The organism is Glutamicibacter sp. AGC84 (assembly GCF_053543575.1).
In genome coordinates, this window is record NZ_JBLVOC010000027.1 from 58,579 (window position 1) to 85,278 (window position 26,700).

Here is a 26,700-nt window from a genome sequence, read left to right on the forward strand (position 1 = left end):
CCGCTACGTCGCTGGAAGCCTGGGGCCACTACTTATCGCCCTCGACGACTCGCAGTTCGGTCTCGTCTTCTTCAACTTCTTCCTGTGGCAGAACGCCGAGCTTCTGCAAGATCTGGCGCTCGAGTTCGTCGGCCAGATCCGGGTTGTCGCGCAGGAAGCGGCGGGCGTTTTCCTTGCCCTGGCCCAGCTGGTCCCCGTCGTAGGTGAACCAGGCACCGGACTTCTTGACCAGGTTATGCTCGACACCCATATCGATGAGCGAACCTTCGCGGGAGATGCCGTGGCCGTACAGGATGTCGAATTCAGCCTGCTTGAAAGGAGGAGCCATCTTGTTCTTGACGACCTTGCAGCGGGTGCGGTTGCCGACCGCATTGGTGCCCTCTTTCAGGGTCTCAATGCGGCGGATGTCGATGCGGACCGAAGCGTAGAACTTCAGCGCCTTGCCGCCAGTGGTGGTTTCCGGGCTGCCGAAGAAGACGCCAATCTTTTCACGCAGCTGGTTGATGAAGATTGCGGTAGTCTTCGAGGCCGAGAGGCGGCCGGTGATCTTGCGCAGAGCCTGGGACATCAAGCGGGCCTGCAGGCCGACATGGCTGTCACCCATTTCGCCTTCGATTTCGGCACGTGGAACCAGCGCTGCCACGGAGTCGATGACGATGATATCCAGCGCGCCGGAGCCCACGAGCATATCCATGATTTCCAGAGCCTGCTCGCCGGTATCCGGCTGGGAGACCAGCAGTGCGTCGGTGTCGACGCCCAGCTTCTTGGCGTATTCCGGATCAAGCGCGTGCTCAGCATCGATGAAAGCCGCAACGCCGCCGGCCTTCTGCGCGCTGGCGACTGCATGCAGGGCAACCGTGGTTTTACCCGAGGACTCAGGGCCGTAGATTTCAACAACGCGGCCGCGTGGCAGGCCGCCAATGCCAAGGGCGACATCCAAGGCAACCGAACCGGTAGGAATTACTTCAATGGGTGCACGGGTTTCATCGCCCAGGCGCATGACCGAGCCCTTGCCGTAGGCCTTGTCGATTTGGCCCAGGACAGCCTCTAGCGCCTTTTCCCGATCATTTTTTGCTGCCATGGTTCACCTTTGCTCTTGCAAGCCTGCTACGTACTTGCTCATGAATTTTGTCCTGCAATAGACAGTATGCTTGCCCACCGACACTTTGGACTCCGATAGCCCTCAAGTGTGGACAGTCTCAGTGCTTAAGTTCTTGGTGCAGTTTCCTGCGTTGCTTCTAGGATAACCCTATCCGAACAGGTGTTCGAAATTCAACACGGCATGTTCGAAGATCCAGTGCCGGGACTTTCGAACGGAGTCGCTACGATTCCTTCGGCTCGATATCCACGCCAAGCCAGCGTTCGGCCGGAATGTCTTGCGCCTTGCACAGGGCTTCCCAAATCTGCTTGGGCTTGATGCCCTTGTCCAGCGCCTGCGCGGCGGTAAGGCTGCCAAGTTCGGTAAGGGCCATGGAATCGGCCAGCACGTGGGAGTACCGCGCGCCGAACTCGTTTTCCATGTTGCGCCAGAAATCGCTGATTTTCACCTAATTATTCTCCCACGCATAGGCAAGGAGCCCACGCATTTCGCGCAGGCTCCTTGCACGGCTGCCGGCAGTCTCGATTACTGAGTGGCGGTAGCCCTAAAAAATTTGGTTCTAGACCGAGGCCAATGGCTTGTTGCCGCTCTTGGCCGCAAACTCGTTGGCCATATCCGTAGGGACGGTATCCGGGATAGCAATGCCCTCTGCCAGGGCAACGCGCTCGGATACTTCACGGAGCATCAGGGACAACGGGATTTCCAGCGCCACGCAGATCGAGGAGAGCAGCTCCGAAGAGGCTTCCTTCTGGCCACGCTCAACCTCGGACAGGTAGCCAAGGGAAACACGTGCGCTATGCGAAACCTCGCGAAGGGTACGTCCCTGGCGCTGACGGACGTCGCGCAGAACATCGCCGATTTCATGACGGAGTACTACCATTTTGTGCTCCTCCTTCTCGGGCTGGACCATATGGGCTTCTCCCATATCGCGCCAACGGACGACACCATTGACAGTTACGGGTTGCTTGACCATGAATTTAGCCTCTGCTCCTAGGTCCATCTCGAAGATCTAATCAAATACGGGGGCCATCCTTGCGGCCCTGCAATTCGTACAACGACAGGTCATACGATTTTGTTCCCGTACATTCACCCTAATCACTTAAATGCGACCTACGCCACATATGCCGTGATTTTTGCGTAACATCTCGGGAAGAAGAGTATTTCGCGTCTTACTGTGAAGAAGCTTTATCCAAGATGGCAGCGAACTGGTGAAGTGCCGCCAAGGTGCTCTGCTCGCGGATCTGTGCCCGGTCTCCCACGAAGTGGTGGACTTCGGATCCCGAGTCAGCGCCCATGGCCCACCCAATATACACGGTTCCCACCGCCTTGCCATCGTGCGGGTCCGGTCCAGCGACCCCGGTTGCAGAAATCGCCGCGTCTGCACCGCAGGCACGCTGCGCCCCTACGGCCATCTGCCGGGCAACCTCGGGATCCACCGATCCGTTGGAGGCAAGCAGCATCTCGTCGACGCCCAGCAGCGATGACTTCACCGCCGAGGAATAGCTGACAACTCCCCCGCGCAGCACCGCCGAGGCGCCGGGCACCTCGGCCAGGCGCGCGGCAATCATGCCAGCGGTCAGCGATTCGGCCGTAGCCAGCTGCACATCGCCTTCAATGGCCTTGGCGATCACCTCGGGTGCCTGGGGCTTCATGGTGCCGGCCCTACTTCTGCTTCTTGGCCGCGGCTGCCAGCTGGCCGGCCTTGACCAGGTATTCCAGTCCGGTGACCACGGTGACGGCCAGGGTCAGCAGCATCAGGTACCACGCCACGGTGCCCAGCCAGTCAATGGTGTGGGTGTAGGGCAGCAGGTACAGGCCGATCACGATGGCCTGCAACACGGTCTTGATCTTGCCGCCCATATTCGCGGCAATCACGCCGTAGCGGATGACCACTACGCGCAGCAAGGTGATGCCCCATTCGCGCGCCAGGATCACGATGGTGACCCACCAAGGCAGCTCGGCCAGGATCGAGAAGCAAACCAGCGCCGAACCGGTGAGCAGCTTGTCGGCGATCGGGTCCGCGATCTTGCCGAAGTTGGTGACCAGCCCGCGGCTGCGCGCCAGGTCCCCGTCGAGCTTGTCGGTGTACATGGCCACCACGAAAAGTCCCAGCGCGACCCAGCGCCACAGGCCTTGCTCGTGGTTATCGGCCATCAAGGACCAGACGAAGAAAGGCACCATGATGATGCGGATGGTAGTGAGCACGTTGGCGATATTCAGCGTCGGTACCGGTGGCTGGGCACTGCGGCCAGCTTGCTCGCTCATGGGTTTCAGTTTCTTCCTGTCAGGTCCCAGGCGTCTTCGCCAGGTTCGTCGGAGCCATCGAAGTAGTCGACGGCTTGCGGGCGATCTTCCAGATCCTTGGCAACCAGGTCCTCGGCATAGTCGGTGACCGGCTCGGCGTGGTTCACGTTGGCTTCGGCCACCAGCGCGGCCTCGGTGGCCGACGGGGTGCTGGTCGCCGGGTCATCGCCGCGCATCGCGGCCAGGACCATGGGCAGGTCATCGGGCTGGATCAGCACATCGCGGGCCTTGGAGCCCTCGGAAGGGCCGACCACGCCCCGCGATTCCATCAGGTCCATCAGGCGTCCGGCCTTGGCGAAGCCCACGCGCAGCTTGCGCTGCAGCATCGAGGTGGAGCCGAACTGGCTGGTGACCACGAGCTCGGTAGCCTGCAGCAGCAGATCCAGATCGTCTCCGATGTCCTCATCGATCTGCTTCTTCTTCTCGGCAGCCGGGATCACGTCTTCCCGGTACTCGGGCTTCAGCTGGCTCTTGACGTGCTCGACCACGCGGTGGATTTCGGATTCGGTCACCCAGGCGCCCTGCACGCGCATCGGCTTGGAGGTGCCCATCGGCAGGAACAGGGCGTCGCCCTGGCCCAGCAGCTTCTCGGCCCCGGGCTGGTCCAGGACCACACGGGAGTCGGTGACCGATGAGGTCGCGAAGGCCATGCGCGAGGGCACGTTGGCCTTGATCAAGCCGGTGACCACATCCACCGAGGGGCGCTGGGTGGCCAGCACCAGGTGGATGCCGGCGGCACGCGCCAGCTGGGTGATGCGCACGATCGACTCTTCGACATCGCGCGGGGCGACCATCATCAAGTCGGCGAGCTCATCGACGATCACCAGCAGGTACGGGTAGGGCTTGAGCACGCGCTTGGAACCCTCCGGAGGGTGCACCTTGCCGGCCTTGACCGCCTTGTTGAAGTCGTCGATGTGCTTGAAACCGAAGTTGGCCAGATCGTCGTAGCGGGTGTCCATTTCGCGGACCACCCAGCCCAGTGCCTCGGCGGCCTTCTTCGGGTTGGTGATGATCGGGGTGATCAGGTGCGGCACGCCTTCGTAGGCGGTCAGCTCCACGCGCTTGGGGTCGACCATGACCATGCGCACCTCGTCCGGGGTGGAGCGCATCAGGATCGAGGTGATCATCGAGTTCACGAACGAGGACTTGCCCGCGCCGGTGGCGCCTGCCACCAGCAGGTGCGGCATCTTGGCCAGGTTGGCCACGACGAAGCCGCCTTCCACGTCCTTGCCCACGCCCATCACCATCGGGTGCTCGGTCTTGCGGGCATTGGAGCTGCGCAGCACATCGCCCAGCGCCACGACTTCCTTGTCGGTGTTCGGGATCTCGATGCCGATGGCTGACTTGCCCGGAATCGGCGAGAGGATGCGCACATCCGAGGAAGCCACCGCATAGGAGATGTTCTTGGACAGCGCGGTGACCTTCTCCACCTTGGTGCCCGGAGCCAGCTCGATCTCGTAGCGGGTCACCGTGGGCCCGCGGGAGAACCCGGTGACCTTGGCGTCGACCTTGAACTGCTGCAGGGTGTTGGTCAGCGCATCGACTACCACCTGGTTGGCCTCGGAGGCTTCCTTGGCCGGCGGGCCGGCAGGAAGGTAGTGCTCCTCGGGCAGGGTGTAGGTGACATCCCCGGACAGCTGCAGCTGCTCGCTGCGCGCGGGGATCGGCGCCTGCGGGGATGCGGCGAGCCCGGCGGCGCGCGAGGAGACCTGGTCCATCGCGGAGGTGGTGGCCTCGGGCTCGGCCTTGAGCCCGATATTGGCCATGATCTCGGCCATCTCGGATTCGGCCTTGGTCGGGCGCTTGACCCCGGGCGGAGGACCGGAGGGCTTCGGGATGGCCACCGTGGCGGTGTCTTCCTGGGCCGGGGCGGCGGCGGACTCGAAGTCCGGGCGGGCGATGGCCTGGGTGGCGGCCTCGTCGGCGTCGAAGATCTTGCCGGAGTTGCGGTTGACGGCAGGCATCGCGCCGGTGGACTGCTCGGCAGGATCATCCTGGCCGATGACCGCCTTGTCGTAGGCGACATCGCCGGGGCGTTCAGCGTGCTCGCCGCCGTCCACGTCGTAGACCTCGGTGACCTTGCGGGCGGCCGCGGCCCGGCGTTCGAAGAAGCCGGGCTTCTTCTTCCTGGCAGCGGGGGCCGGAGCCTCGTCCTGCGGGTAGAGGTAGGACTGGTCATGGTCCTCGCCGGCTGGATCAAGTTCCACTGCGGCCGTGGGGCGGGCGGCACGGGGTGCGTCCGGGTCCTGGCCGAGCAGGCGGTTGTAGCCCGAACGCACGCGCGAAGGGATCTGCGTAAATGGCGTGGCGGTGACGATCAGGATGGACATGACCACCAGGAAGATGAACACGGCCATGGCGCCCGGGACCGAGATCAGCAGGCCCAGCGGGGTGCCCAGGATGGAACCGGCCATGCCGCCGGCATTCCAGAGCGCCTGGAAATCGTCGGAGACCGCTGGCGAGCCGTTGGCCAGCGAGGCGATGGACGAGCCGGAGAGCGTCATGATCAGCAGGCCGATGCCGATGCGGTTGTTCGCGGTGACCGCCTCCGGGTAGCGGAAGAGCCGGAAGGCGCCGATGAACAAGATCACCGGCAGCAGCACGGCCATGAAGCCCAGGGTGCCGCCGGCGACCGCGTGCACGCCGGTGCCGAACCACCCCGCATCGCGCAGGCCCCACCATTCGATGATCGCGACGATCATCGAGATCAGCGCGAGGAACAGTCCGGTGCCGTCGCGGCGCAGCTCGTAGTCAGGCTTGACGGTTCCGCCGATGCGGCGGAATGCGCCGCCGAAGATCCGGGCAATGCCCATCCACACGCTGCGTATTGCGCGCAGCGGCAGGGCGAGTTCCGCATCCGGGTTCTCGGGCGTTTTCTTGGAGGACGAGGAGCCAGGCGCCTTGGGTTTGCGCGCCGCGGTCTTCTTCGTCCCCTGAGACTGGGTACGTGGGGCCATACTCCAAGGGTATCGCCCCCGGCTGGATGCACCCAGAATTTACACGTCTGCACGGGGTGCGCCAGCAGCTAGATAATCGTCACGTGGCGCCCGGGAACTATTGCGAGTACTCGATCACCAAGGTGTAGCGGCCATTGCCTTCCAGGCAGGCGTGGCTGCCGACTTCGTACCCGGACGCCTTGAAGGCATCCACCGTGGCGGTTTCCATCATGGCGCAGGTAGCGGCGCTGGAGACCTCTTGGGTGTAGGTCGTGCCGCTGGCGTGGGCCCCCGGAATTCCGGCCAGCCCCACCGCCCCGGCCAGCAGGCCGGCCACGGCGCATGCGGCGAGATGGCTCTTGATCTTCATTTGCACTCCTGGTCTGCTTTCGTCCCCGGCGCTTGGGCCAAGCGCCCGCTTCCAAAAGTGCCACAGCACGCCCTGCACTGCCAGCAGCTTCCAGCCAAGATCCAGCCAGCGCCTGGCCGCGGAGCCCGGATGGCCTCAGCCGCGGGCCGCGCAGCGGTTGAGCCCAGCCAGGATAGCGAAGCCCGAGGCAAAGCACACTGCCAGGAACCCCAGGGCCGTGCCTAGGAACGGGGCCGGATCGATTTCGCCCAGGCCCAGCGCGGCTATGGCCAACGCCGGAAGCAGTGCCGCGAGGACCGCGCCGATTCCGGCAGCGGCCGATTGCCTGGCAGCCGTGGCCGGCTGGTTCCCCATGGCCTGGATCTCAATGGCCGCATACGCACCGCTGCAGCAGACAAGCCCCATCAGCACTCCTGCGAGCGCGCCGTAGGCCAAGGGCAGGCCGAGATCACCCAGACCGCTGCCATAGCCGTCCCCGCGGATCGGCCAGAACATCCAGAGCACCGCCAGCGCACCGAGCGCCATGCCCACCCCTGCAGCGATCGCGAACATGCTTCGGGTCATCGAGGCCACGGTCCTTGAAGTTTTCCCATTCATGGCTACAGCCTAGGACGAACAGGCGCTATTTGCTACTGCCTTTCGGGTTCTGCTGCCAGCTATCATCCGTTCGCCGCCGGTCCGAAAAACCGCCGCTAGGAGAAGTCCAGGCCGAGCAATGCGTTCTCGGTGACCTCCGGCAAGGCAGGGTGGATCCAGTACTGCTGCGTGGCGACCTCGCGCACATCCAGTCCGAAGGCCATGACCGTAATCATCTGCTGGATCAGCGTTGAAGCTTGCGGTCCCATGTAGTGCGCGCCCAGCAGCTTGCCGGTTTCCCTATCAGCGATGAGCTTTGCGATACCGGTGCTGTCTTCCATCGCCCAGCCGTAGGCCACATCCCCGTACTTCTGCACCTTGGCGGTAATGGCATGCCCGGCCTCGCGGGCTTCTTCCTCGGTCATTCCGACGTAGGCGATCTGCGGGTGGGTGAAGACCGCCGCCGGCACGTGCTCATGCGGCATCTTCTTCATGTTCTGCGGGTTCAGCAGGTTGTGGCGCACCGCGCGCATTTCCGCGTTGGCCACATGCTTGAGCAAGAATGGCGAGGAAATGTCGCCCAGCGCCCAGATGCCCTCGGCAGACGTCGAACGGCCGTATTCGTCCACGCTGACCCGTCCGTCCTCGGAGTCGATGCCCGCACGGTCCAGATCCAGCTGGTCGCCGTTGGGGATGCGCCCCGTGGCCACAAGCAGCACTTCTGCACTGGCGGTGGAACCGTCATCCAGGGTCAGCTTCACCCCGTCGGGCTCTTGCACGGCGCTGACCATGCTCCTGCCCTGGCGCACGTCATAGCGTTCTGCGGCCATCTGGTTGAATGGCTCGCGCAGATCGGCATCCAGCTGGCGCATGAGCTCGGAACGGGCCAGGATGGTGACCTTGGTGCCCAGTGCTTCGAAAACGTGGGCGAACTCCATGGCAATGTAGCCGCCACCGATGATCACGATGGACTTGGGCTGGCGGGCCAAGCGCATGATGTCCTCGTTGGTGTGGAAGGCTACGCCGGAATCGATGATTTCCTGCGGAATAAACGGGCGCGACCCGGCGGCCAGGACAATCTGGTCCGCGCTGATGGTCCTGGCTTCTGTTCCCTGCCCGGTACGCAGCGTGCGCTCGCAGACAAAACGCGCGTGCTGGTCGTAGACGTCGATATTCGGTGTCTGCCCGCCACGGCGGTAGTCTTCGCCGCCCTGGGCAATGGGATCGATGCGCTTATCGAAGACCCTGCTCACGATGCCTGGCCAGTCCACGGAATTGACCTGGGCATCGATTCCCAGCCGTGCTGCTTGCCTGGTTTCCAGGGCGACGTCTGCGGCGTAGACATACATCTTGGTGGGGATGCAGCCGACGTTCAGGCAGGTACCGCCGAAAGCGCCCTTCTCGATGATGGCAATGGATTTTCCATCGAATTCTGGACCCGGAATGGAGTTGCCAGAACCTGTGCCGAGGATGATCAGATCGTAGTGCTTGTCTGCCTCGATTGCGGCGGAATTCGTCATGGCAGGGGTACCTTTCACGGTCAATGCTGGGGCCCGGCAGGCAGGCGCTTGGCCATTGCTTGCCTACCGGGCAGGCTATCATCCGGGCACTGGAGTGCCACTATGTTGCACCTTGGGCTCATCGGCCAGGCTGAAGACCAGTTGCACGATGCCGTTCACGAGCACCTGCTCCGCGTGGATCCCGTAGACCTGCAGCAGCAGCCCAGGGTCCAGCACCTCCTGGGGCGTGCCCGCAGCGATGACCCCGCCGTTGGCCAGCATGACCAGCTTGCTGCAGTAGCGGGCGGCCAGATTCAAATCGTGCAGCACCACCACCGTGGTGGTTCCCAGTTCCCCGACCATGCGCAGCAGCTCATGCTGGTAGCGGATATCCAGGTGGTTGGTGGGTTCGTCCAGAAGCAGGTGCTCGGCCTGCTGGGCCAGTGTCCGGGCAACCAGCACGCGCTGCTTCTCGCCGCCGGACAGGGTCGAGTAGCGGCGGTCGGCCAAATGCCGGGCGCCGACCCGGGACAGTGCCGAAGCAACCGCCTGGTGGTCCTCGCGGGCAAAGGCGGCCAGCGCCTTGCGGTGCGCAACCCTGCCCAGGAGCACCATTTCGGCGACACTGACCGGCAGTTCGCTCGGCGTTTCCTGGGCCACGACGGCAATCCTGCGGGCCAGTTCGTTGCCGCGCAGTCCGCTGACCGGGCGCTCGTCCACGAGCACCAGCCCTGCCGTGGGCCGCAGCGCCGCATAGAGCGTGCGCAGCAGGGTGGACTTGCCGCTGCCGTTGGGGCCGATCAGCCCCACCACTTCCCCGGGGCCTGCCTGCAGCCCCGCCGATTCAATGACCAGCTTTCCGCCATAGCCCACCGAAATATCTGTAGCAGTAATCATGGTTCTTGCCTTCTTCCAGGTCCTTGGTTCCTATTGGGCCGCATTGAGCTTGCGAACCAGCGCGAACAGCAGCGGGGCGCCGAGCAATGCGGTGACGATTCCCAGCGGCAATTCCTGCGGTGCCATGGCCGTCCGGGCCAGCACATCGGCCCAGACCAGGAAGATCGCGCCGAGCAGGGCGGCTACCGGAATCAGGGTGCGGTGCGTGGCACCGACGCACAGCCGGGCTACGTGCGGAATCACCAGCCCGACGAATCCGATGCCGCCGGAGGACGCGACCAGCGCGCCCACGCACACCGCGGTCACCACCATGACGGCCGCACGCAGCTTCGCCGGAGATATTCCCAGCGCTTGCGCGGTGCCATCGCCGATGGCCAGCGCGTCCAGCGGCCGCGACCAATAGGCCAGCAGCGTGGCGGTCCCGATCACCACGATCCAGGTGATCATTGCCGATTGCCCGGTCGCCTGCGCCAGTGAACCCAGCGTCCAGAAAAGCACCGAACGGCCCGCATTGGGATCATCCGAAGCGAAGATCAGCAGCGAGGTGAGCGCGTGCAGCACATAGCCCACGGACACCCCGGCCAGCACCAGCCGGGTGGACGTCATCTCCGAACCGACCCGCGCCAGCAGGTAGACGAAGATCCCGGCGGCCAGCGCCCCGGCAAAGGCGCTCGTCGCCAGCGAGGCCGTGCCGATGCCGGCCGTGGCGCCGAAGAGGATCGCGGCCGCCGAGAGCGTGGAGGCCCCGGAGGTCACGCCCAGCAGGTAGGGCTCGGCCAGGATGTTGCGGGTCAGCGCCTGCAGCGCCACCCCGGCCAGGGCCAGCCCGGCCCCGACGGCGGCACCCAGCAGCACCCGCGGCACGCGCAGCAGCAGGACGATGGACTGGTCCGAGGCGCTGAATGCACCAGGTGCGGGCATCCCGGAAAGGTGCGCCTTGAGGATCTGCAGCACGGTGCCCGGCTCGATGGACACCGGGCCGAGCCCTACGGCCACCGGCAAGGTGGCCACGAGTACGGCCAGCAGCCCAGCGATCCACAGCCAGCTGTGCCGGGCCCGCCGGTCATGGTCCAGGTCATCGCCGGCGCAGGCCAGCGGTTCCCGGGGTTCTCGCACGATAGGTTCCAACGGGGTCATGGTTGCCTTTCGGGGGTTTCGCCAATGGAATCGGTGCGCAGGCCCAGTGCGGCACCCAGCGCAATCAGGGTCAATGCGCCAAGCACGGCAGCGGCGGCCAGGTATCCGGCGGTGGCCAGCGCCGCTCCGGAGGCTGCTGTGCCCAGGAACAGGCCCAGGGACATGCCGGCCGCGTTCAGGCTCAGCGCGGTGCCGCGCACCTGCGTGCAACGGCTCACCAGCAGGCTCATCACGGCGGCCGAGACCACCGCGTGGCTGGCCGAAAGCAGCGCCGTGCCGGCCACCGCCAGCGGCAGCACCGGTGAGAGGTAGACGCCGAACAGCGCCACCAGCGAAATGCCCAGGCTGAAAACCATCACCGCACGGGTGCGCCGCTGCGAATCCCCGGCGTTGAGCATCCGCCCGGCCAGCAGGTGCCCCAGGAAGAAGGCTCCGCCGCTGACCGACCAGATGAACGCGAACCAGCTGGCGGTCAGCGCGAACTTCTCCGCGTACAGCGGGGCCAGGAAGGCCAGGTGCCCCATGAAGGCGCCGGCGCGGCCGAAGGAGACCAGCAGCAGCGCCCGGGCTCCGGGCACGCCGGCCAGGGTGCGGAAGGCAGCCAGGTAGCCCAGCCGGGCTGGAGCCGGAGCCGGGTCTGCGGCGCAGTGCCCGGCGCCGTGGCGGCCGTAGCGCAGCACCGCCGGGATCAGGGCGATGCTGATGGCGGCGATGGCGACCAGGTTTCCCTGCCAGCCCCAGAACATCGCCGGCAGCACCAGCAGCGGCGCGCCGATCGTGGAGGCCAGGGTCTGGGCCGTCATCACCAAGGTGGCTGCCCGGCCCGCGGCCGGGGTGGTGCCGAAGCGGTCCGCGGCCGCGGTTGACAGCGCCGGGTAGAGCAGCGCGTTGGACACCCCGGTGGCCAGGCAGAAAACTGCCAGTGCCGCCAGGCCCGAGAAGGTCCCCGCGATGGCGGCGGCGCCCATCAGCCCCAGCGCCGCGGCGGCGACGGTGCCCGGGGCGATGCGCCCGATCAGCGGGGCCAGCGCAACCCCGGCGAGCACCGCGCCGACGCCGGCCAGCCCGCGCAGGGTGCCGGTTTCGGCATAGCCGGCCCCGGCCCAGTCGGCGATGGGCACCAGGAAGGTGCTCAGCACCGTGAAGGGCAGCAGGCCCAGCGCCGAGGCCAGCAGCGCCGGCCAGATCTCGGCGATGATGCGCCGTTCGCTGGGCAGCTGCTGCGCTGTTTCGACTTCTGGCTGGCTCATGCCGCACTCCCGATTCCGGCGCTGATCATGGCCAGGTCCTCGGCGAAATCCTGCACCGCGAAGGCCGGCGAGCAGCCCTGGCCCTCCCGGGCCGAGGCCGCTTGCACCAGGGCGTCTTCGTAGGCGGCGAGCAGCGCGTCGATCATCGGGCAGGGCACGGCCAGTTCCCGGGCCAGGCCGGCGATGATCCTGGTGCGGTAGTAGTCTTCCTTGGGCATCCGCGGCACATCCCATTGGCCCTGGTCATTGCGGAAGACCGGGCGGAAGGCGATGGCCGAGAAGTCGAAGTAGCGGCCCTGCGCGTCGGGTTGCGAGAAGGGGTCGATGAGCAGCGAGGCGTAGCGCACGTAGAGCAGGTACTCCTGCTCGATGGCCGGCAGCTGCTCGAAGCTGGCCGCTTTCCCCGGGTCGATGCTCTGGGGGTGCACCGGATACCCGTCATCGAGCATGAAGGCCAGCAGGTTGACCGGCTGGCCGCCCAGTGCGGCGGTGATGGCCGACAGTTCCCGCCAGGCCTCGGCCATGGAGTGGATCAGCGCCGGGGTGACCGGGCCTTCGGGATAGAGCTTGTAGACGTACTGGACGGGCGGGGCGGGAGCGAAGACCGCGCGCAGCGCCAGCTCGTTGAAGAACAGGGCCGGATGCACGTACAGCGACATGTTCCGCGCCTCGGCTTCAACCGGCGATCCCGCCAGCTGCACTTCGGTGCCGGCTGCGGCATGCACCGCACGCAGCCGCTGCAGCGCGGGCGTGGCCCCGCCAGTGGAGCCGGCGTAGATGCGGGCCTTGGCGCCGGCGGTCAGCACCAGCGCTCCGCCGGTCCCCTCCACCTGCCGGGTGTCCCCCAGATAGCTGGAGAAGCTGATGATTTCCGGGTCGGCGCCGCTGCGGCGGGCGAATTCGCGCACCAGTGCCGCCGAGCCCAGCGTGGGCGAGAGCAGCACGATCCGCGCCAGCGATGCGAGCACCCCCGGCGGCAGTTCGCGCAGCACCGGCAGGTAGGCGTCGGCGGTGGCCGCCAGTACCAGGGTGTCCCAGCCGCCGCGCACCTGCTGGTAGCCGCGGTAGCGGTGCTCGATGCGCACCTGCCCGGCCAGTGCGGCATGGGAGGGGTTTTGCACCTGGACGCGGGCGGTGCCGGCGTTGGCCTCCAGCGCGTCGAAGAAGGCGGCGCAGCGCTGCGAGGCGCGCCCGGCAATGCCCAGTTCCCCGGGCAGCGCCCCGAGCAGCACGGCGCTTTGCACCGCAACCGGTCCGGTTCCGGCAATGAGGATATTTCCCAGTTCATCCATGGGCTAATTGCTTTCCGTTCTCGTGCGCGCCTTGGTGTACAGCGCGATGTCGAAGACCTGCCCGGGCTGGCGGATCGTTCCGTCCAGCTGCCACCGCCGGGGGTCCACTGGTTGCATCGGGTAGTTGAACAGCGACTTCAGCCCGTCGCCGAAGCGCATTGCGACCACTACGTCCTGCCGGGTGCGCGCGTGCAGCTGGTGCAGCAGCTCGTATTTCACGGCCACCGTGGAGCTGAAGACGATGTGCGTGGCCTGCGGCAGGAAGTCCAGCTGGTGGATTTGATCGCCCTGCAGGCCGATGTCCAGGCCCTGCCCCAGCTGCGCCACGACCCGGCGGCCCAGCTCCAGCGCTTCGGGATCGATGTCGATCCCCACGGCGCTGGCCCCGGTGCGCGAGGCCAGGTTCAGCAGGGTCATCGGGAAGGAACCCGAACCGACCAGCAGCACCTTGGAGCTGGAGTCCGGGGCGACGGCGCCGAATTCCCCGGCGATGCACGATTCGATGTTGGCGAAGTAGCCCTCGGCTCCGCTGCGGCCTTCGAGCAGGCGCAGCGCCCGGTACTTCTCGATGACTGCGACGCAGCGCGCCGATTCGGTGCGCAGCGCCGCCACCAGCGCCGTGCCCTGGTCGGTGGCGGCCATCTGGGCATAGCCCGGTTCATTGGCCGGGTCGGTGACCAGCTGCGCATAGCCGGCCAGCAGCTCTTCGAGCGCCGCCGCGTGCCGCGTCGATCCGTCGTAGTCTCGGGCGGCTTCGGCGAACCGTCCGAGGTAGCCGTGCAGCACGCCGGCCAGGCCGGCGGCGGCGGCCTGGGTGGCCAGTGGTGTTTCAGTCATGGATATATGCAGTCCCTTCGGCCACGATGCTTACTTCGGTGCTGATCTGCAGCGCGGTGGTCTTGGCGCGGCTGCCATCGGCGTGCACCTGCACGGTGCCTCCGGGCTGTTTCACGCTGGCATTGACCGGAGCCCCGGTTTTCGCTGCCAGGTAGGCGCCCAGCGCGGCGCTTCCCGAGCCGCAGCTGCCCTCCCAGATGAGGCTGCCCAGCGCCGGGACGCTGACCAGCGGGGCCAGCTGCCCGCGGTCCGGATCGTAGAGCATGATGCCCACGACGGACACCGCTTCGCTGGCGCCCAGGTCCAGGGCCAGCTGCTGCGCATGCCCGCGCAGCTGGGGATCCGAGCCGTCGCATTCGGCGACCAGATGCACCGCATCGGCGTAGCGCACCAGCCCGGCGCCGGCGACGCCCGGGAACGGGTACGGGTCGATGCGCAGCGGCCAGGGCATCTTCAGCTGGCAGCGGTAGGCGGCACCGTCCGGCTCGACCCGGCAGCCCAGCAGCTGCGCGGCGCCGGAGGCTTCGATCAGCAGCTCAAGCGGGCCGCTGCGGGCGCGGCGCGCGGCCTGCAGCGCGGCCAGCGACAACGCGGCATTGGCGCAGAATTCGCCACCGGCCATGTGCAGCCGGGCCTGGGCCCGGGGCGAGCTGGGAGGCAGGATGAACCCGACTTGCTCGGCGTGCACATGTTCGGCGCGCAGCAGCCGGTCAGCGATGCTGCGGTAGTGCGCCGCGGGGTGCCGGCTGGTCACCAGCACGGTGGTATTCGATGCCGGACTGAGCTTGACGAATTCCACGGGGGTGGCGCCCCGGACCAGGCCGCGGTTGGGGCCGCGTCCGTGCCCCGGGCGGGCCGCGCGGCGCGATGAGGCCGCTTGCCGGCGCAGCGCCGCTTTCTGGCTCATCAACGGGCCAGCCGGTCGGCGATCAGCTCGACCCCGTCCACTGCCAGCGGACCGGGCGAGGAATAGTAGTAGTTCAGCGGCACGATGGCGCTGTCCTGCTCGATGGCGGGCAATCCGGCCAATTCGGGGCGGTCGCGCAGCGCCTCGATGACCTGCTGGTCGGTTTCCAAGTTCGAGGAGCCGGTCGGGAGGTACATGGCGAAGACCTTGTCGGCGCCGCTGTTCACGAGTTCTTCGGTGGAGGGCTCGAAGTAGCGCTTGGGCACGTCGTTGAAGACGTTCTGAAGGCCAAGCAGTTCCATCTGCTCGGCAACCAGCGATTCATGGCCGTAGGATCCCAAGGTGCCTGCGGTGGGCACGTACAGCGGCATCCCGCGCTGCTGGCTTTCCTGCTTGACGCTGCGCGCGGCTTGCTCGACGCGTGCTCGCATCTGCTGCACGGAGTCCTCGGCCGCCTGCTCGGTGCCGAAGAGCTGGCCGTAGGACTGGACGTCCTTGTAGATCTGGTCGAAGCCGCTCAGCCCGCCGGTGGATCGATCCTCGAATCCGGCGCAATATCCACTGACGGTCAGCATCTTCACTCCGGCGCTTTCCAGGCGTTCAGCCAACGAGTCGAGATCGATTCCAGCAGCGATATCGGTGCCGATCACCACGTCTGCTCCCGAGTCCAGGATCATTTCGTAGGAGACATCATGCGAGTCCTCGGTAATCCGCTCCGCGTTGCGCACTGCCGCCATGGTTTCTTCGTCGAAAGGCACCTGCCAGCTGCCTGCGTAGTGCGTGAGCTTGTCTCCCGCTCCAGCGGCGGCCAGCAGGGCCGGGGCTTCCGACCCGACTGCAAGAACGCTGTCCGGCGCCTTGTCGAAGACGACCTGCCTTCCGCAACTGTCCAGGGAAATGCTCTTGGCGCCGGTGCCCTGCGGTGCACCGCTGGCAGATCCGGCTGGCGCGCCGCATCCGGTGGCTAGGGCCAGGATGGCAACCGGCACGGCCAACTTCCAGGGATTGAGTTTTTTCATCTATCAGTGCTCCATTCATGGCGGGCAGGCCTCGGCCGCCGAGATCCGGCGAGCTCCTCTGCCAACAGAGCTAAACACTAATGAGAATCATTATCGATTGTCAAAACGAGCAAGCCACGGAATACCCCTCAGCCAAGCCGCTGCCGTTTCCGGACAAGGAAAAGCAGCCGCACTGCCCGTCATTGCGTGGGCGGTGCGGCTGCGGTGAAGCTATGTTCTGATGCTGGCTTGCCGGGCTACAGCCCCTCGGAAGTCAGCCATGCCGAAGCGATGTCGGCGGCAGACTTCTTGTTCACGGTGCTCTGCACGTTGAGGTCCACCAGAATCTGCGCTGTCAGTTTTTCGCTGACCGGATTCAGGACTTCTGCCAATTCCCCGGATTGATCAGCGGCCACCAATGGCACCACATTCGATGCCAGGAATAGCGACTTCGGGTCTTCAAGGACTACCAAGTCCTCCGTCTGGATCCGCGGATCCGCGGTAAAGACGTTGGCGACATTCACCGTGCCGGCGGCCAGGTCTTCAACGGTCGTGTCGCCAGTTGCCGAGAATTCGGCCTTGACGCCATATGCGCTCTCCAAGCCCTTGGGTCCATAGGGGCGTTGCGCCAATTCAGGCGGGCCGCCCACGGTCAAGGGTTCGGAAATGCCGGCCAAATCCTCGATGCTCGCAAGCTTATTGGCTTCAGCGAATTCCTTGGTCACCGTGTAGGAGTCCTGATCCGAAGCTGGCGCGGCTTCGAGCACGGCCAGCGAATCCGGCAAGGATTCCTTCAGCTCGCTGTACACCTCAACGGCGGAGCGTGCTTCGGTGTCTTCCTTGTAGAACTGCAGCAGGTTGCCGGTGTATTCAGGGAAGACATCAATACTGCCGTCTTCCAGCTGGGGCATGTAGGCATCGCGCTGCCCGATGCTGAATTTCCGTTCCACTTCCATGCCGGCTCCCTCAAGCGCCTGGGCATAGATCTCAGCAACGATTTCATTGGAATAGTAGGCCTGCGAACCGACAACGATCGCTTCCCCACCCTCCCGGGTGGCATCGCTTTCGGTGGCCAACGGATCTGCACCGGAGCATCCAGCGAGTGCGAGGCTTCCGGCCAGCACGAGAGCACTCGTGGACAATATCTTCTTGGTTCTCATGACATTTCCCTTTCGCGGGTGATTGAGTCATCGGTATCTTGGTAAGTTTTCTTCTTCGAGGGCACGCCCAGCCCGTGGGGTACAGCCGCTTTCTGCGCGATGGCAAATGCCAAATCCAGCACCAAGGCCAGCGCGGCAACCATCAAGGCGCCGCCCAGGACCATGTCGAAGCGCCGCAGGTTCAGACCGGTGATGATGGGCAGTCCCAGGCCGCCGAGATTTACGTAGGCGGCAACAGTAACGGTGGCGACTACTTGAAGAACGGCGGAGCGGATCCCGCCTACGAGCAGCGCAAGTCCCAGTGGGATCTCGACTTTGACGAGGATCTGCCATTCGGTCATCCCCATGGCCCGGGCAGCATCGATGGTCTTGCGGTCAATTGCTTCGAAGCCGGTATAGGCTCCGGCCAGCAGTGATGGAATTGCCAGAACGACGAAGGTCAGCATGGCCGCTTCTGGCTTGTGCAGAACTCCCAGAAGCAGCACCAGCAGAATCAGCAGTCCGAAGGATGGCACCGCACGCGCAACGCCGGCCAGCCCGACGGCCAATTCCCTTCCTCGCCCCGTATGCCCAATGGCCCATCCCGCAGGGATGGCAATCGCGCTAGCAATCAGCACAGCAACCACCGTGAACAGCAAGTGCTGCCCCAGCAAGCTAGCCAGTCCCCCATCGCCCTGCCACTGCTCGGGAGCGAAGATCCACGCCAGCGCATCGGAAATCAGATTCATGAGGACACCTTCTGCGTGGATGGCTGCGCTGCAGTTCGTTTTTGCCTGGTGCTCGTTGCAGCCCAAGGCATCAGCCAACGGCCGGCCAGGAGCAACAACAGGTCAACGAGCAACGCGATCGCTGCCACCGCGATGATCCCCGCCAGGACTTCTTCAATGATGCGACGCTGCAGACCGTTGGTGAACAGGTAGCCCAAGTTGGTTACCCCGACCAGGATGCCGACGGTTGCCAGCGAGATGGTGCTGACCGCTGTCACTCGCAGACCAGCCAGAACTACGGGACCGGCCAAGGGAAGGTCGACAGCGAAGAAGCGGCGTGCCGATCCATAGCCCATGGCAGTTGCTGCCGACCTGGTTGCCGGGTCCACCGAGTTCAGCCCATCGACCACGCTGCGCACCATGATCGCTATCGCGTAGATCGCCAAGGCGAGAATGAGATTGGCTTCGCTGATCGCGCTCATCCCGGTGAGTACGGGCAGGATCATCAGCAAAGCCAGCGAAGGGATCGTGTAGAGCAATCCGGTGATGCTCACGACCGGTCCGCGCACCAGTTTGTAGCGCCAGGCCACCCAACCCAGCGGAATCGACAGGATGAATCCGAGAATGACTGCTATCAGGGACTGGCGCAGGTGCTCCAGCGATAGCGAACCAATGAGTCCGAGATTTTCCAGGACCCAGTTCACTGGACAGACCCATCCTCGACCAGCTTGCCTTGAGTCCGGCCTTGCGCATCAACCAGGACGGTTCCGTGCTCCGTCTGCTTCAAGCTCAGCGCCCGTGCCCCACGCTGCGCACCAATGAAGGAGGCGACAAAATCATTGGCTGGATTTTCAATGATCTCGCTGGGGCTGCCAACCTGGAGCTTCTGTGCGCCCGCCGCCAGAATTACCACCTGGTCCCCCAGGAGGAAGGCTTCATCAATATCGTGGGTGACAAAAACAATGGTCTTATCGAGTTCTCTTTGGAGACGAAGCAATTCTTCTTGCAGCTCGGCGCGAACGATAGGGTCCACGGCGCCGAAGGGCTCGTCCATGAGCAGGATGTTCGGATCGGCGGCCAGCCCGCGTGCCACGCCAACGCGTTGCTGCTGGCCTCCAGAGAGCTGATGCGGATACCTGTCGGCCATGGAGCCGGCCAGCCCAACCGTGCCCATCAGTTCCAAGGCACGCGCTCGTGATGCCTTGCTCGTTTCACCCATGAGCCGCGGCACGGTCGCAATGTTCTGTGCGACAGTGAAATGAGGCAGCAGGCCGGAGTTCTGCATCACGTAGCCGATGCTGCGGCGGAGGCCCACCGCCGGCTTGCTGGCGATGTCCTCGCCGTCGATACGCAGCGTACCGCTGCTCGGATCAACCATGCGGTTGATCATCCGCAGCAATGTTGTCTTGCCGCAGCCTGAGGAACCTACGAAGACTGTGGTGCGGTGTGCCGGAATTTGCAGGCTGAAATCCTTGACGGCAACGGTGCCATCCGGATAGTGCTTGGAAACGTTATCGAACTCAATCATGCACATTCCTCCACAGCGGCTTCGATCCAACCCATTGGGTGATGCCCGGGCATATTTCGTCTCCTTGAGCTGGCGTTGAGCCCAATTCTGCCTTAAAAGTGCTGTGACAGCACCAGATGTCCGGGAAATAGCCAGTTTCAGGCTGCGTGGTGGTTCCCGGTTTCCTTCGGGAACATCGGTAGAGTCAGTGAAAATCATCTTTACTGCATTTGGAGAAGACCTTGCGCATACGCTCAATTGGCATCGCGACAGCAACCTTAATCGTTGGCGCCATGGCACTCTCATCACCGGCACTCGCTGGCCAGCAAGACGTCGCCCCATCCGGTGATTGGGACAGCTCAGTGTCCATGGAAGCCCGCACCGGCGAGGTGCTGGAGCAGATCGATATGGACCAGTGGGATTCGGTCGTCGTAGTAGACGCGCAAACAGGGCAAATCCTGCCGCAAAGTCCCGCCCCGGCAATCGAGCTCGATGACTCGCCAAGTCCTGCATACCTGGGCTTCTTTGGCTGACGCTTGAGCTGTCGTGCATGCCTTGCGCTTGATTTCCCATAAAAATATTGCCTCGAACCTTAATTGGTTCGAGGCAATATTTTTGGAAGCCTAGGCTTCGAGCACTACAGGAACGATCATTGGGCGGCGACGCAGCTTGCGCGATACCCACGAGCCGATCACGCGGCGCGTGATCTGCTGCAGCTGGTGCGTGGAGTGGTTCGGGTTGTTGCCCACCGCTTCCATAATCGCAGCTGCGATCTTCGGCTTGATCTCGTTGAAGACCGAGTCCTCTTCGGCTACACCACGTGCGTGGATGTCCGGGCCGGAGATGATCGTGCCGTTCTGGCGGTTGATCACGGTGATGACCGAGATGAAGCCTTCTTCACCCAGGGTGACGCGGTCCTTCAGGTCATCATCGGTGATGGTGCCGACCTTGGAACCGTCAACGTAGACGTAGCCGCATTCGACCTGGCCAACGAGCTTTGCTACGCCGTCCTTCATGTCGATGACCGAGCCGTCGTCTGCCAGCAGCACGTTGCCCTCCGGGACACCGGCCTGCGCGGCCAGGCGGCCGTTGGCAATCAGGTGGCGGGTTTCGCCGTGCACCGGAAGCACGTTCTTCGGGCGCAGGATGTTGTAGCAGTAGAGCAATTCGCCAGCCGATGCGTGACCGGAAACGTGGACCTTGGCCATGCCCTTGTGGATGACCTCGGCACCCAAGCGCATCAGGCCGTTGATCACGCGGAAGACCGAGTTCTCATTGCCCGGGATCAGGCTGGAGGCCAGGATGACGGTGTCGCCCGGGTTGATCTGGACCTTGTGCTCGCCGTTGGCCATGCGGGACAGTGCAGCCATCGGCTCGCCCTGCGAACCGGTGGACATCAGCACGACCTTGTGGTCTGGCAGCGAATCGATCTGCTTCAGGTCGACCAGGACACCCTGTGGCACTTCGAGGTAGCCCAAGCGTTCGGCGATGCCCATATTGCGCACCATCGAGCGGCCGATGAAGGCCACCTTGCGGCCGTGCACCGCTGCGGCGTCCAGAACCTGCTGCACGCGGTGGACGTGCGAGGAGAACGAAGCGACGATGATGCGGCGGCGGGCGCGCGCGAACTTGGCCTCGAGTACCGGGCCGATTTCGCGTTCGGCAACGGTGAAGCCCGGAACTTCGGCGTTGGTGGAGTCCGGCAGGAACAAGTCCACGCCTTCCTCGCCCAGGCGCGCGAAGTGGCGCAGGTCGGTGATGCGGCCGTCAAGTGGCAGCTGGTCCATCTTGAAGTCGCCGGTGTGCAGCACGGTACCGGCTTCGGTGCGCAGGAATACTGCCAAGGCATCCGGGATCGAGTGGTTCACAGCTACGAACTCGCATTCGAAGTTGCCAACCTGCGCGATCTCGCCCTCCACCACGATATTGGTGTTGGCCTTGATGCGGTGTTCTGCCAGCTTTGCTTCGACGAAGGCCAGGGTCAGCTTCGACCCGTACAAAGGGATGTCTTCGCGCAGGCGCAACAGGTACGGAACAGCACCGATGTGGTCCTCGTGGCCGTGGGTCAGCACGAGGCCCACCACGTCGTCCAAGCGGTCCTTGATGTAGGAGAAGTCTGGCAGGATCAGATCCACGCCAGGCTGGTGCTCCTCGGGGAAGAGCACGCCGCAGTCGATGATCAACAGTTTCCCGTTGAGTTCGAAAACGGTCATGTTTCGGCCGACCTCGCCCAAGCCGCCGAGGGGAACAATTCGCATTGTTCCCTTCTTCAGCTTCGCCGGAGTCTGCATACGCGCAGCGTCAGCCTTGCCTACTGAACTCTCAGTCATATGTGGTTAGTCCCTTTCGTTACAGATCCCATCCACCTTCACGTAGGTCCGCGCGGATGGCATCGAGCTCTGCGTCCGACGGTGCCAACAGCGGCAGTCGGACGACGGTGTTCGGCAGGACACCCTGCCAGTGAAGTCCATATTTTGCGGCCACGGCGCCCTGAATGTGGCCCATGATGCCGCGCTGGATCGCGTCCAGCTCAAAGTGTGTGGTGCGTGCAGTCGCCAGATCTCCTGCATGCATTGCATTAACAAGCGTACGGTACTTAGCGGCCGCAACGTGAGCGGTGACCGAAACCACGCCGACAGCACCTGCCGCCATCAGCGGCAAAGTCAGCCCATCGTCGCCGGAGTACACGTGCAGATCGGTTGTGGCCAGCACGGTGGTGGTGGACTGGTAATCCGCCTTGGCGTCCTTCAGCGCAATGACCTGAGGAATCCTGGACAGCTCAATGATGGTCTCGGGCGCCAGCGCGATGCCGGTGCGTCCCGGGATGTCGTAGAGCATGATGGGCAGCTCAACGGCTTCGGCGATGGCCTCGACGTGGGCGATGACGCCGGCCTGGCTTGGCTTGTTGTAGTAGGGGGTGGTCAACAGCACACCGTCTACGCCCGCTTCCTTGGCAGCCAGCGAGAGCTTGATGGAGTGACGGGTGTCGTTGGTAGTGGAACCGGCCAGCACTGCGACACGGTCCCCCACCGCCTCGGCGACGGTACGGAACATCTCGATGTTCTCTTCATCGGTCAGGGTCGAGGTCTCGCCGGTGGTACCGGTGACGACCAGTCCGTCGCAGCCATCATCAACCAGCTTCGTTGCCAGTTTGGCAGCCATCGCGTAATCGACTTCACCCGCTTCATCGAAGGGCGTGACCATAGCGGTCAGCACGGTACCGAACGGGTATGCCTGATTATCAATTGCACTTGTAGCCATGGCATTAAATCTACACTCGCGCATGTTGCAATGGCATCCCCCGCGCAATTCGTGGTGCGATGATTCCATGAACGATTTGGGTAGTTCCCAGCGGTTGCTGGGCGTGGACGCGGCACGGCTTGCCGCCATCCTCGGGATGTTCGCCGCGCACGTTTTCGCGCTCTATGAAACCAGCGGCGCACCCGCCTACTCCCCAACATTTACCGGGACTTTCGCCTCCGGCCGAGCATCTGTCCTGTTCATGGTGCTGGCGGGTTTATCCCTGGTTCTGCTCTCGAAATCCTTGGCTCGAAAGGGCTTTTCCCACCCTAAGGTTTACTCAGTCCTTGTGCTGAGAGCATTAATTATTGCCGTGCTCGGAATGGCAATTGGGTCAGTAAATGAAGCCATCGCGGTCATTCTTGTCCACTATGGGCTACTGTTTCTATTGCTTCCACTAGCGCTGAAGCTGTCGAGAATAACCATTTGGGTAGTCTCGGCCCTTTGGCTGCTGCTTATGCCGGTTCTTTGGCGACCGCTTGCCAGCAACTGGATTGCGGACTCGCTGGGCCATAATCCGAGCTTCGGCGACATTCTCACCCCGCAACTGCTCCTCAAGGATCTAACGGTCACCGGATACTACCCATTGATGGTCTGGTTCGGTTTCGGCCTTCTTGGAATAGCCATTGCAAGATGCAACCTGCACAGCACGAGGACCGCGAGTCTGCTTGCATTGGGCGGTTCGATTATCGCGGCGGCAACCCAATGGGTGGGCCATTCGGTGAGCATGCAAAATGCCGGGCTCATAGCCCGTGAACTGGGCCTGGAGGTATCCCTCGTTCCCACAATGATCACCACCGGGCGTTTGCCGGGCGCCAACCTGGATCCATTCCTGGACAATCCAGCCTATCTCTGGCTGCCGACCGGTCACAGCAATTCTTCGCTCTCAACGCTGCACAACGCCGCCTGCGCTGTCGCTATCATCGGCCTGCTCCAGCTGATCATTGGTCGTCTGGGTGCGCTCGGCCGGATTCTGGCTGGCGCCGGCCGGGCCCCGCTGACCCTGTATGCAGGGCACATTATCTTGCTGCCGGCGCTGAAAGAGCACTTGGACCCAATGGCCATTTGGTGGGTTCTCTGTGCAACGACGGCCGTCTTCGGAATTTGGCTTGGCTTCAGCAAGGCCTCTGGCCCTTTGGAATATGGCGTCCGGGTGTTTAGCGGAGCTGACAGCACCCCCGAGACGAAGAGCAAATTCTAGAGCGATGGCCCGGACTCTCGTGAGTCCGGGCCATCAATAGGATGCTGTTTTATGCAATTACTGGCTGACCTTCTGGTCTGCTCGCCAGAATTCGATCGCAGTACGCATGGATTTGCGGGCGCGCGGCTTGTCACCGCAGGCTTCATACGCCAGTGCCAGACGGTACCAGGATTTCCATGATTCCGGGTTCTCTTCCACATCCTGCTGATGGATAGGGAAATCAGCGTCGGCGGCCGAACGGAGGAAACGTCCCGACGGCATGCGGGGAAGATCCTCTGGCAGCTCACCTGAGGCGGCCAAGGACTTGCCCATTTTCTCAGTGCGCAGCCCGAAGAGCACCTCGCGAATGAGGATCCAGACGCACAGTGCAGGAATAACCAGGATTGCAATGCCCATGACCTGCGCGACCAGTTCCCCGGTTTTTAGCAGACGGATCGCCTGGGTGAAGGTCATTCCAATGTACAGCGCGAACAGCAGCAGAATGCCGCCTACCCAAAGTTTCGTTTTCACTGGCCCAGCTCCAGGAAGCCATCAAGGCCATAGGTCAGGCCCGGGCGGGAGCCAACAGTACGCAGGCCCAGGAGAACGCCTGGCATGAACGAGGCACGGTCGAAGGAATCATGGCGCAAGGTGAACTGCTCCCCCGGGCCGCCAAAGAGCACTTCCTGGTGGGCTACGAGGCCGCGCAGGCGTACCGAATGAACGTTGATTCCATCGACGACTGCGCCACGGGCGCCATCGAGCTGGGTCTCGGTAGCGTCCGGGCTCGCGGGGACTCCAGCGGCTTCACGCGACTTCGCGATCAGTTCAGCGGTACGCACCGCGGTGCCGCTAGGCGCGTCCACCTTATTCGGATGGTGCAGCTCAATGATCTCTACGGATTCGAAGTACTTGGCGGCCGTAGCCGCGAAAGCGCTGGCGAGCACCGAGCCCAGGGCGAAGTTGGGCGCAATCAGCACACCTGCCTGCGGATGCTTGCCCAGCAGCCCTTCCAAATTCGCGCGGCGATCATCATCCCAGCCAGTGGTGCCAACCACTGCATGAAGCCCGTTCTCGACGGCAAAATGCACATTGGCCTCGGTGGATGCCGGCACAGAAAGGTCAACGATGTGCGTTGCTCCGGCTTCAAGGATCTGCGACAAATCGTCGCCTCTTCCCAAGCTTGCTACCAATTCCATGTCTGCAGCCTCAGTTACGGCCTTGACCGCTTCCGAGCCCATTCGTCCGGCCGCGCCGAGCACGGCCACCTTGATCTGTGCACTCATGGGCTTAAGCCTATCGCCCTGCAGGCACCTGCCTTGCCAACGATTACGTGATCCCACGCGAGTTTTGCAGCGAATACCCTGAGGCGAGTTCCCAGATATTTGCTTCTGCTTGCTCCCTACGGCCAGCCCAACTTGTTTTGCCTAGCAAATAGGGGAAAAATATGTGTCAGGAGTCTCCAAGTAGTAAGCAGGGCCATGGGTCAGAAAATTAAGCGCTTTGGTTTCGGCATCGGCGCAACGCTTGTCGCGACCTTTGCAATCACTTCCTGCGGTTCAGGCGATGAACCGATCACCCTGTCCGATGACGAGCGAGCAACTATTACTGATGTCGTCCAAGAACAGGGAACGGTCATCGATTCGCCGACTTGCCAGGTTGAGGTTTTCCGTATCGAGGACTCCACGACCTACGGCTGGGCTACTTGCGCACCCGATAGCCAGGACTCGGCGGACACCGCTGCCCAGGCGGATGCCTTCCCGTTCCGCATTGACGGGCAGGAACTGCGCCGTCCAGATGACGGTTCCAAATACGAGGAAGGCGTGCAGGAGCTCTTCCCGGAAGACCTTCGTTCCGCTATTACCCAGCATTCGACCGGGGCGGGCGGTTAATTCCTTTTTGCCTGTCTCGCCATTTCAGGTGAGCGTGCCGATTTTCCCTACCGATAGTGTGTGCGCACTTTTCGCACGATGAAAGGCTGGCGTGCGCCACGATTACTTTGGGCAATTGCCCGAATCCCTCAGGACCAGGCTTTCGGTTCGTGTCGCGGGCCATGGCCCTGACGTGGTGCTGATTCACGGGCTCGGAGCATCCAGCCGCTATTTCACTCCGCTGGCCAACATCTTGGCTAAGAAGTATCGAGTGATCGTTCCCGAACTTCCAGGCCACGGCAAGAATCTGGATGATGGCCGCCCGGTGACCGTACCGCGTTTCGCGCACGAAGTAGCATTGGCGTTGCGCGAGCTGAAGGTTGAGAACGCTATCGTCCTCGGGCATTCCATGGGCGCGCAGGTTTCCATTGAGCTAGCTCGCGCGTGGCCGGATCTGGTCAAGCACCTGGTCATTGCAGCTCCTGCGGTCAACGACCGTGAAGCGACGCTGTTCAGGCAGGCCCGCCGGCTCTTTGAAGATTTCCCGCACGAGTTGAACTCGGTGAAGGCAATATTGCTCGTCGATTACCTGCGCTGCGGCATCCCATGGTGGGCCAAAAGCTGCGCCCAGATGCTGGACTACTCCACCGTTGAATTGCTTCGTACGGTCCAGTGCCCGATTGATGTCGTGTGCGGCACCCGGGATCCGCTGTCTCCACCGGAGTTCGGTCTTCGCCTGGTCGCAAGAACACCGCAAGCCAAGCTCACTGTCATGCATCAGGGTGCACATGGGTTCAATTTCTCTCATGCGCCCGAGCTTGCCGCGCTAGTAGATGCCGCGGCATGACCCAGAGAAAACGGTCATGCCCCAGG

At 63.6% G+C, this 26,700-nt stretch carries 28 protein-coding genes; 4 read left to right on the plus strand and 24 right to left on the minus strand.

Translation table 11 applies throughout. From position 1 onward, the window contains the following. Positions 1-28: 28 nt before the first annotated feature. The 20 genes from recA to ACNPN0_RS16820 form a co-directional block, all read right to left on the minus strand. Positions 29-1,081 (minus strand): recombinase RecA, encoded by a 1,053-nt coding sequence (gene recA / locus ACNPN0_RS16725; RefSeq protein ID WP_105658167.1) that lies wholly within the window; start codon positions 1,079-1,081, stop codon positions 29-31. A 241-nt stretch (positions 1,082-1,322) separates the two neighbouring features. Then, complete coding sequence (locus ACNPN0_RS16730; RefSeq protein ID WP_105658168.1) at positions 1,323-1,547, minus strand: DUF3046 domain-containing protein; 225 nt, start codon at positions 1,545-1,547, stop codon at positions 1,323-1,325. A gap of 111 nt (positions 1,548-1,658) precedes the next feature. Further along, on the minus strand, positions 1,659-2,072 hold the full coding sequence (locus tag ACNPN0_RS16735; protein ID WP_105658240.1) for a helix-turn-helix domain-containing protein: 414 nt from the start codon (positions 2,070-2,072) through the stop codon (positions 1,659-1,661). 196 nt (positions 2,073-2,268) lie between these two features. Beyond that, on the minus strand, positions 2,269-2,751 hold the full coding sequence (locus ACNPN0_RS16740; RefSeq protein WP_105661877.1) for a CinA family protein: 483 nt from the start codon (positions 2,749-2,751) through the stop codon (positions 2,269-2,271). Between the two features lie 10 nt (positions 2,752-2,761). Continuing rightward, entirely contained in the window at positions 2,762-3,364 is a 603-nt protein-coding gene (gene pgsA / locus ACNPN0_RS16745) for a CDP-diacylglycerol--glycerol-3-phosphate 3-phosphatidyltransferase (protein ID WP_402735590.1), read from the minus strand. A gap of 5 nt (positions 3,365-3,369) precedes the next feature. Continuing rightward, entirely contained in the window at positions 3,370-6,360 is a 2,991-nt protein-coding gene (locus ACNPN0_RS16750) for an FtsK/SpoIIIE family DNA translocase (RefSeq protein WP_332498702.1), read from the minus strand. 97 nt (positions 6,361-6,457) lie between these two features. Continuing rightward, entirely contained in the window at positions 6,458-6,709 is a 252-nt protein-coding gene (locus ACNPN0_RS16755; RefSeq protein ID WP_133832959.1) for a hypothetical protein, read from the minus strand. 135 nt (positions 6,710-6,844) lie between these two features. Then, positions 6,845-7,306: a hypothetical protein gene (locus ACNPN0_RS16760; RefSeq protein ID WP_133832960.1), complete on the minus strand. Its 462-nt coding sequence runs from the start codon at positions 7,304-7,306 to the stop codon at positions 6,845-6,847. 95 nt (positions 7,307-7,401) lie between these two features. Then, complete coding sequence (gene mtr / locus ACNPN0_RS16765) at positions 7,402-8,805, minus strand: mycothione reductase (RefSeq protein WP_448938348.1); 1,404 nt, start codon at positions 8,803-8,805, stop codon at positions 7,402-7,404. Between the two features lie 78 nt (positions 8,806-8,883). Then, on the minus strand, positions 8,884-9,681 hold the full coding sequence (locus tag ACNPN0_RS16770) for an ABC transporter ATP-binding protein (RefSeq protein ID WP_448938349.1): 798 nt from the start codon (positions 9,679-9,681) through the stop codon (positions 8,884-8,886). Positions 9,682-9,711: 30 nt separating this feature from the next. Beyond that, the gene (locus ACNPN0_RS16775) at positions 9,712-10,797 is read right to left on the minus strand and encodes a FecCD family ABC transporter permease (RefSeq protein ID WP_426735022.1); all 1,086 of its coding nucleotides are present in this window, start codon (positions 10,795-10,797) and stop codon (positions 9,712-9,714) included. Between the two features lie 17 nt (positions 10,798-10,814). Beyond that, positions 10,815-12,068 carry an MFS transporter gene (locus ACNPN0_RS16780; protein WP_448938350.1) on the minus strand — a complete coding sequence of 418 codons (1,254 nt, stop codon included), beginning with the start codon at positions 12,066-12,068 and terminating at the stop codon, positions 10,815-10,817. Next, complete coding sequence (locus ACNPN0_RS16785) at positions 12,065-13,360, minus strand: opine metallophore biosynthesis dehydrogenase (protein WP_448938351.1); 1,296 nt, start codon at positions 13,358-13,360, stop codon at positions 12,065-12,067. The genes ACNPN0_RS16780 and ACNPN0_RS16785 overlap by 4 nt, the downstream gene beginning before the upstream one ends. A gap of 3 nt (positions 13,361-13,363) precedes the next feature. Then, entirely contained in the window at positions 13,364-14,197 is an 834-nt protein-coding gene (locus ACNPN0_RS16790) for a class I SAM-dependent methyltransferase (RefSeq protein ID WP_105658179.1), read from the minus strand. Further along, complete coding sequence (locus tag ACNPN0_RS16795; protein WP_448938353.1) at positions 14,190-15,104, minus strand: hypothetical protein; 915 nt, start codon at positions 15,102-15,104, stop codon at positions 14,190-14,192. Before ACNPN0_RS16795 ends, ACNPN0_RS16790 begins: the two co-directional genes overlap by 8 nt. Continuing rightward, positions 15,104-16,123, minus strand: coding sequence for an ABC transporter substrate-binding protein (locus ACNPN0_RS16800; protein WP_332594695.1), 1,020 nt, complete (start codon positions 16,121-16,123; stop codon positions 15,104-15,106). The genes ACNPN0_RS16795 and ACNPN0_RS16800 overlap by 1 nt, the downstream gene beginning before the upstream one ends. A 236-nt stretch (positions 16,124-16,359) precedes the next feature. Beyond that, positions 16,360-17,262: an ABC transporter substrate-binding protein gene (locus tag ACNPN0_RS16805; RefSeq protein WP_448938354.1), complete on the minus strand. Its 903-nt coding sequence runs from the start codon at positions 17,260-17,262 to the stop codon at positions 16,360-16,362. After that, positions 17,259-17,990 carry an ABC transporter permease gene (locus ACNPN0_RS16810; protein WP_448938355.1) on the minus strand — a complete coding sequence of 244 codons (732 nt, stop codon included), beginning with the start codon at positions 17,988-17,990 and terminating at the stop codon, positions 17,259-17,261. Before ACNPN0_RS16810 ends, ACNPN0_RS16805 begins: the two co-directional genes overlap by 4 nt. Further along, the gene (locus tag ACNPN0_RS16815) at positions 17,987-18,673 is read right to left on the minus strand and encodes an ABC transporter permease (RefSeq protein WP_133832969.1); all 687 of its coding nucleotides are present in this window, start codon (positions 18,671-18,673) and stop codon (positions 17,987-17,989) included. The genes ACNPN0_RS16810 and ACNPN0_RS16815 overlap by 4 nt, the downstream gene beginning before the upstream one ends. Next, a complete protein-coding gene (locus ACNPN0_RS16820) occupies positions 18,670-19,497 on the minus strand; it encodes an ABC transporter ATP-binding protein (protein WP_105658185.1) in 828 nt (275 codons plus the stop codon). The genes ACNPN0_RS16815 and ACNPN0_RS16820 overlap by 4 nt, the downstream gene beginning before the upstream one ends. Positions 19,498-19,769: 272 nt before the next feature. On the opposite strand from ACNPN0_RS16820, the gene ACNPN0_RS16825 reads away from it, so the two are divergent. Then, positions 19,770-20,009, plus strand: a complete 240-nt coding sequence (locus ACNPN0_RS16825) for a hypothetical protein (protein WP_133832970.1) — start codon at positions 19,770-19,772, stop codon at positions 20,007-20,009. Between the two features lie 90 nt (positions 20,010-20,099). On the opposite strand, the gene ACNPN0_RS16830 is transcribed toward ACNPN0_RS16825, so the two are convergent. Beyond that, positions 20,100-21,806 carry a ribonuclease J gene (locus ACNPN0_RS16830; RefSeq protein WP_448938356.1) on the minus strand — a complete coding sequence of 569 codons (1,707 nt, stop codon included), beginning with the start codon at positions 21,804-21,806 and terminating at the stop codon, positions 20,100-20,102. A 19-nt stretch (positions 21,807-21,825) separates the two neighbouring features. Next, positions 21,826-22,737, minus strand: a complete 912-nt coding sequence (dapA, locus tag ACNPN0_RS16835) for a 4-hydroxy-tetrahydrodipicolinate synthase (RefSeq protein WP_133832971.1) — start codon at positions 22,735-22,737, stop codon at positions 21,826-21,828. A gap of 67 nt (positions 22,738-22,804) precedes the next feature. Here dapA and ACNPN0_RS16840 point away from each other — a divergent pair, with 67 nt between their 5' ends. Further along, positions 22,805-23,977 carry a heparan-alpha-glucosaminide N-acetyltransferase domain-containing protein gene (locus ACNPN0_RS16840; RefSeq protein WP_166650646.1) on the plus strand — a complete coding sequence of 391 codons (1,173 nt, stop codon included), beginning with the start codon at positions 22,805-22,807 and terminating at the stop codon, positions 23,975-23,977. 57 nt (positions 23,978-24,034) lie between these two features. On the opposite strand, the gene ACNPN0_RS16845 is transcribed toward ACNPN0_RS16840, so the two are convergent. Beyond that, a complete protein-coding gene (locus tag ACNPN0_RS16845; RefSeq protein WP_133832973.1) occupies positions 24,035-24,487 on the minus strand; it encodes a tetratricopeptide repeat protein in 453 nt (150 codons plus the stop codon). Next, positions 24,484-25,242, minus strand: coding sequence for a 4-hydroxy-tetrahydrodipicolinate reductase (gene dapB, locus ACNPN0_RS16850; protein ID WP_105658191.1), 759 nt, complete (start codon positions 25,240-25,242; stop codon positions 24,484-24,486). Before dapB ends, ACNPN0_RS16845 begins: the two co-directional genes overlap by 4 nt. 195 nt (positions 25,243-25,437) lie before the next feature. On the opposite strand from dapB, the gene ACNPN0_RS16855 reads away from it, so the two are divergent. Continuing rightward, positions 25,438-25,848, plus strand: coding sequence for a hypothetical protein (locus ACNPN0_RS16855; protein WP_105658192.1), 411 nt, complete (start codon positions 25,438-25,440; stop codon positions 25,846-25,848). A gap of 115 nt (positions 25,849-25,963) precedes the next feature. Further along, entirely contained in the window at positions 25,964-26,674 is a 711-nt protein-coding gene (locus ACNPN0_RS16860; RefSeq protein WP_166650647.1) for an alpha/beta fold hydrolase, read from the plus strand. Positions 26,675-26,700: the final 26 nt, after the last annotated feature.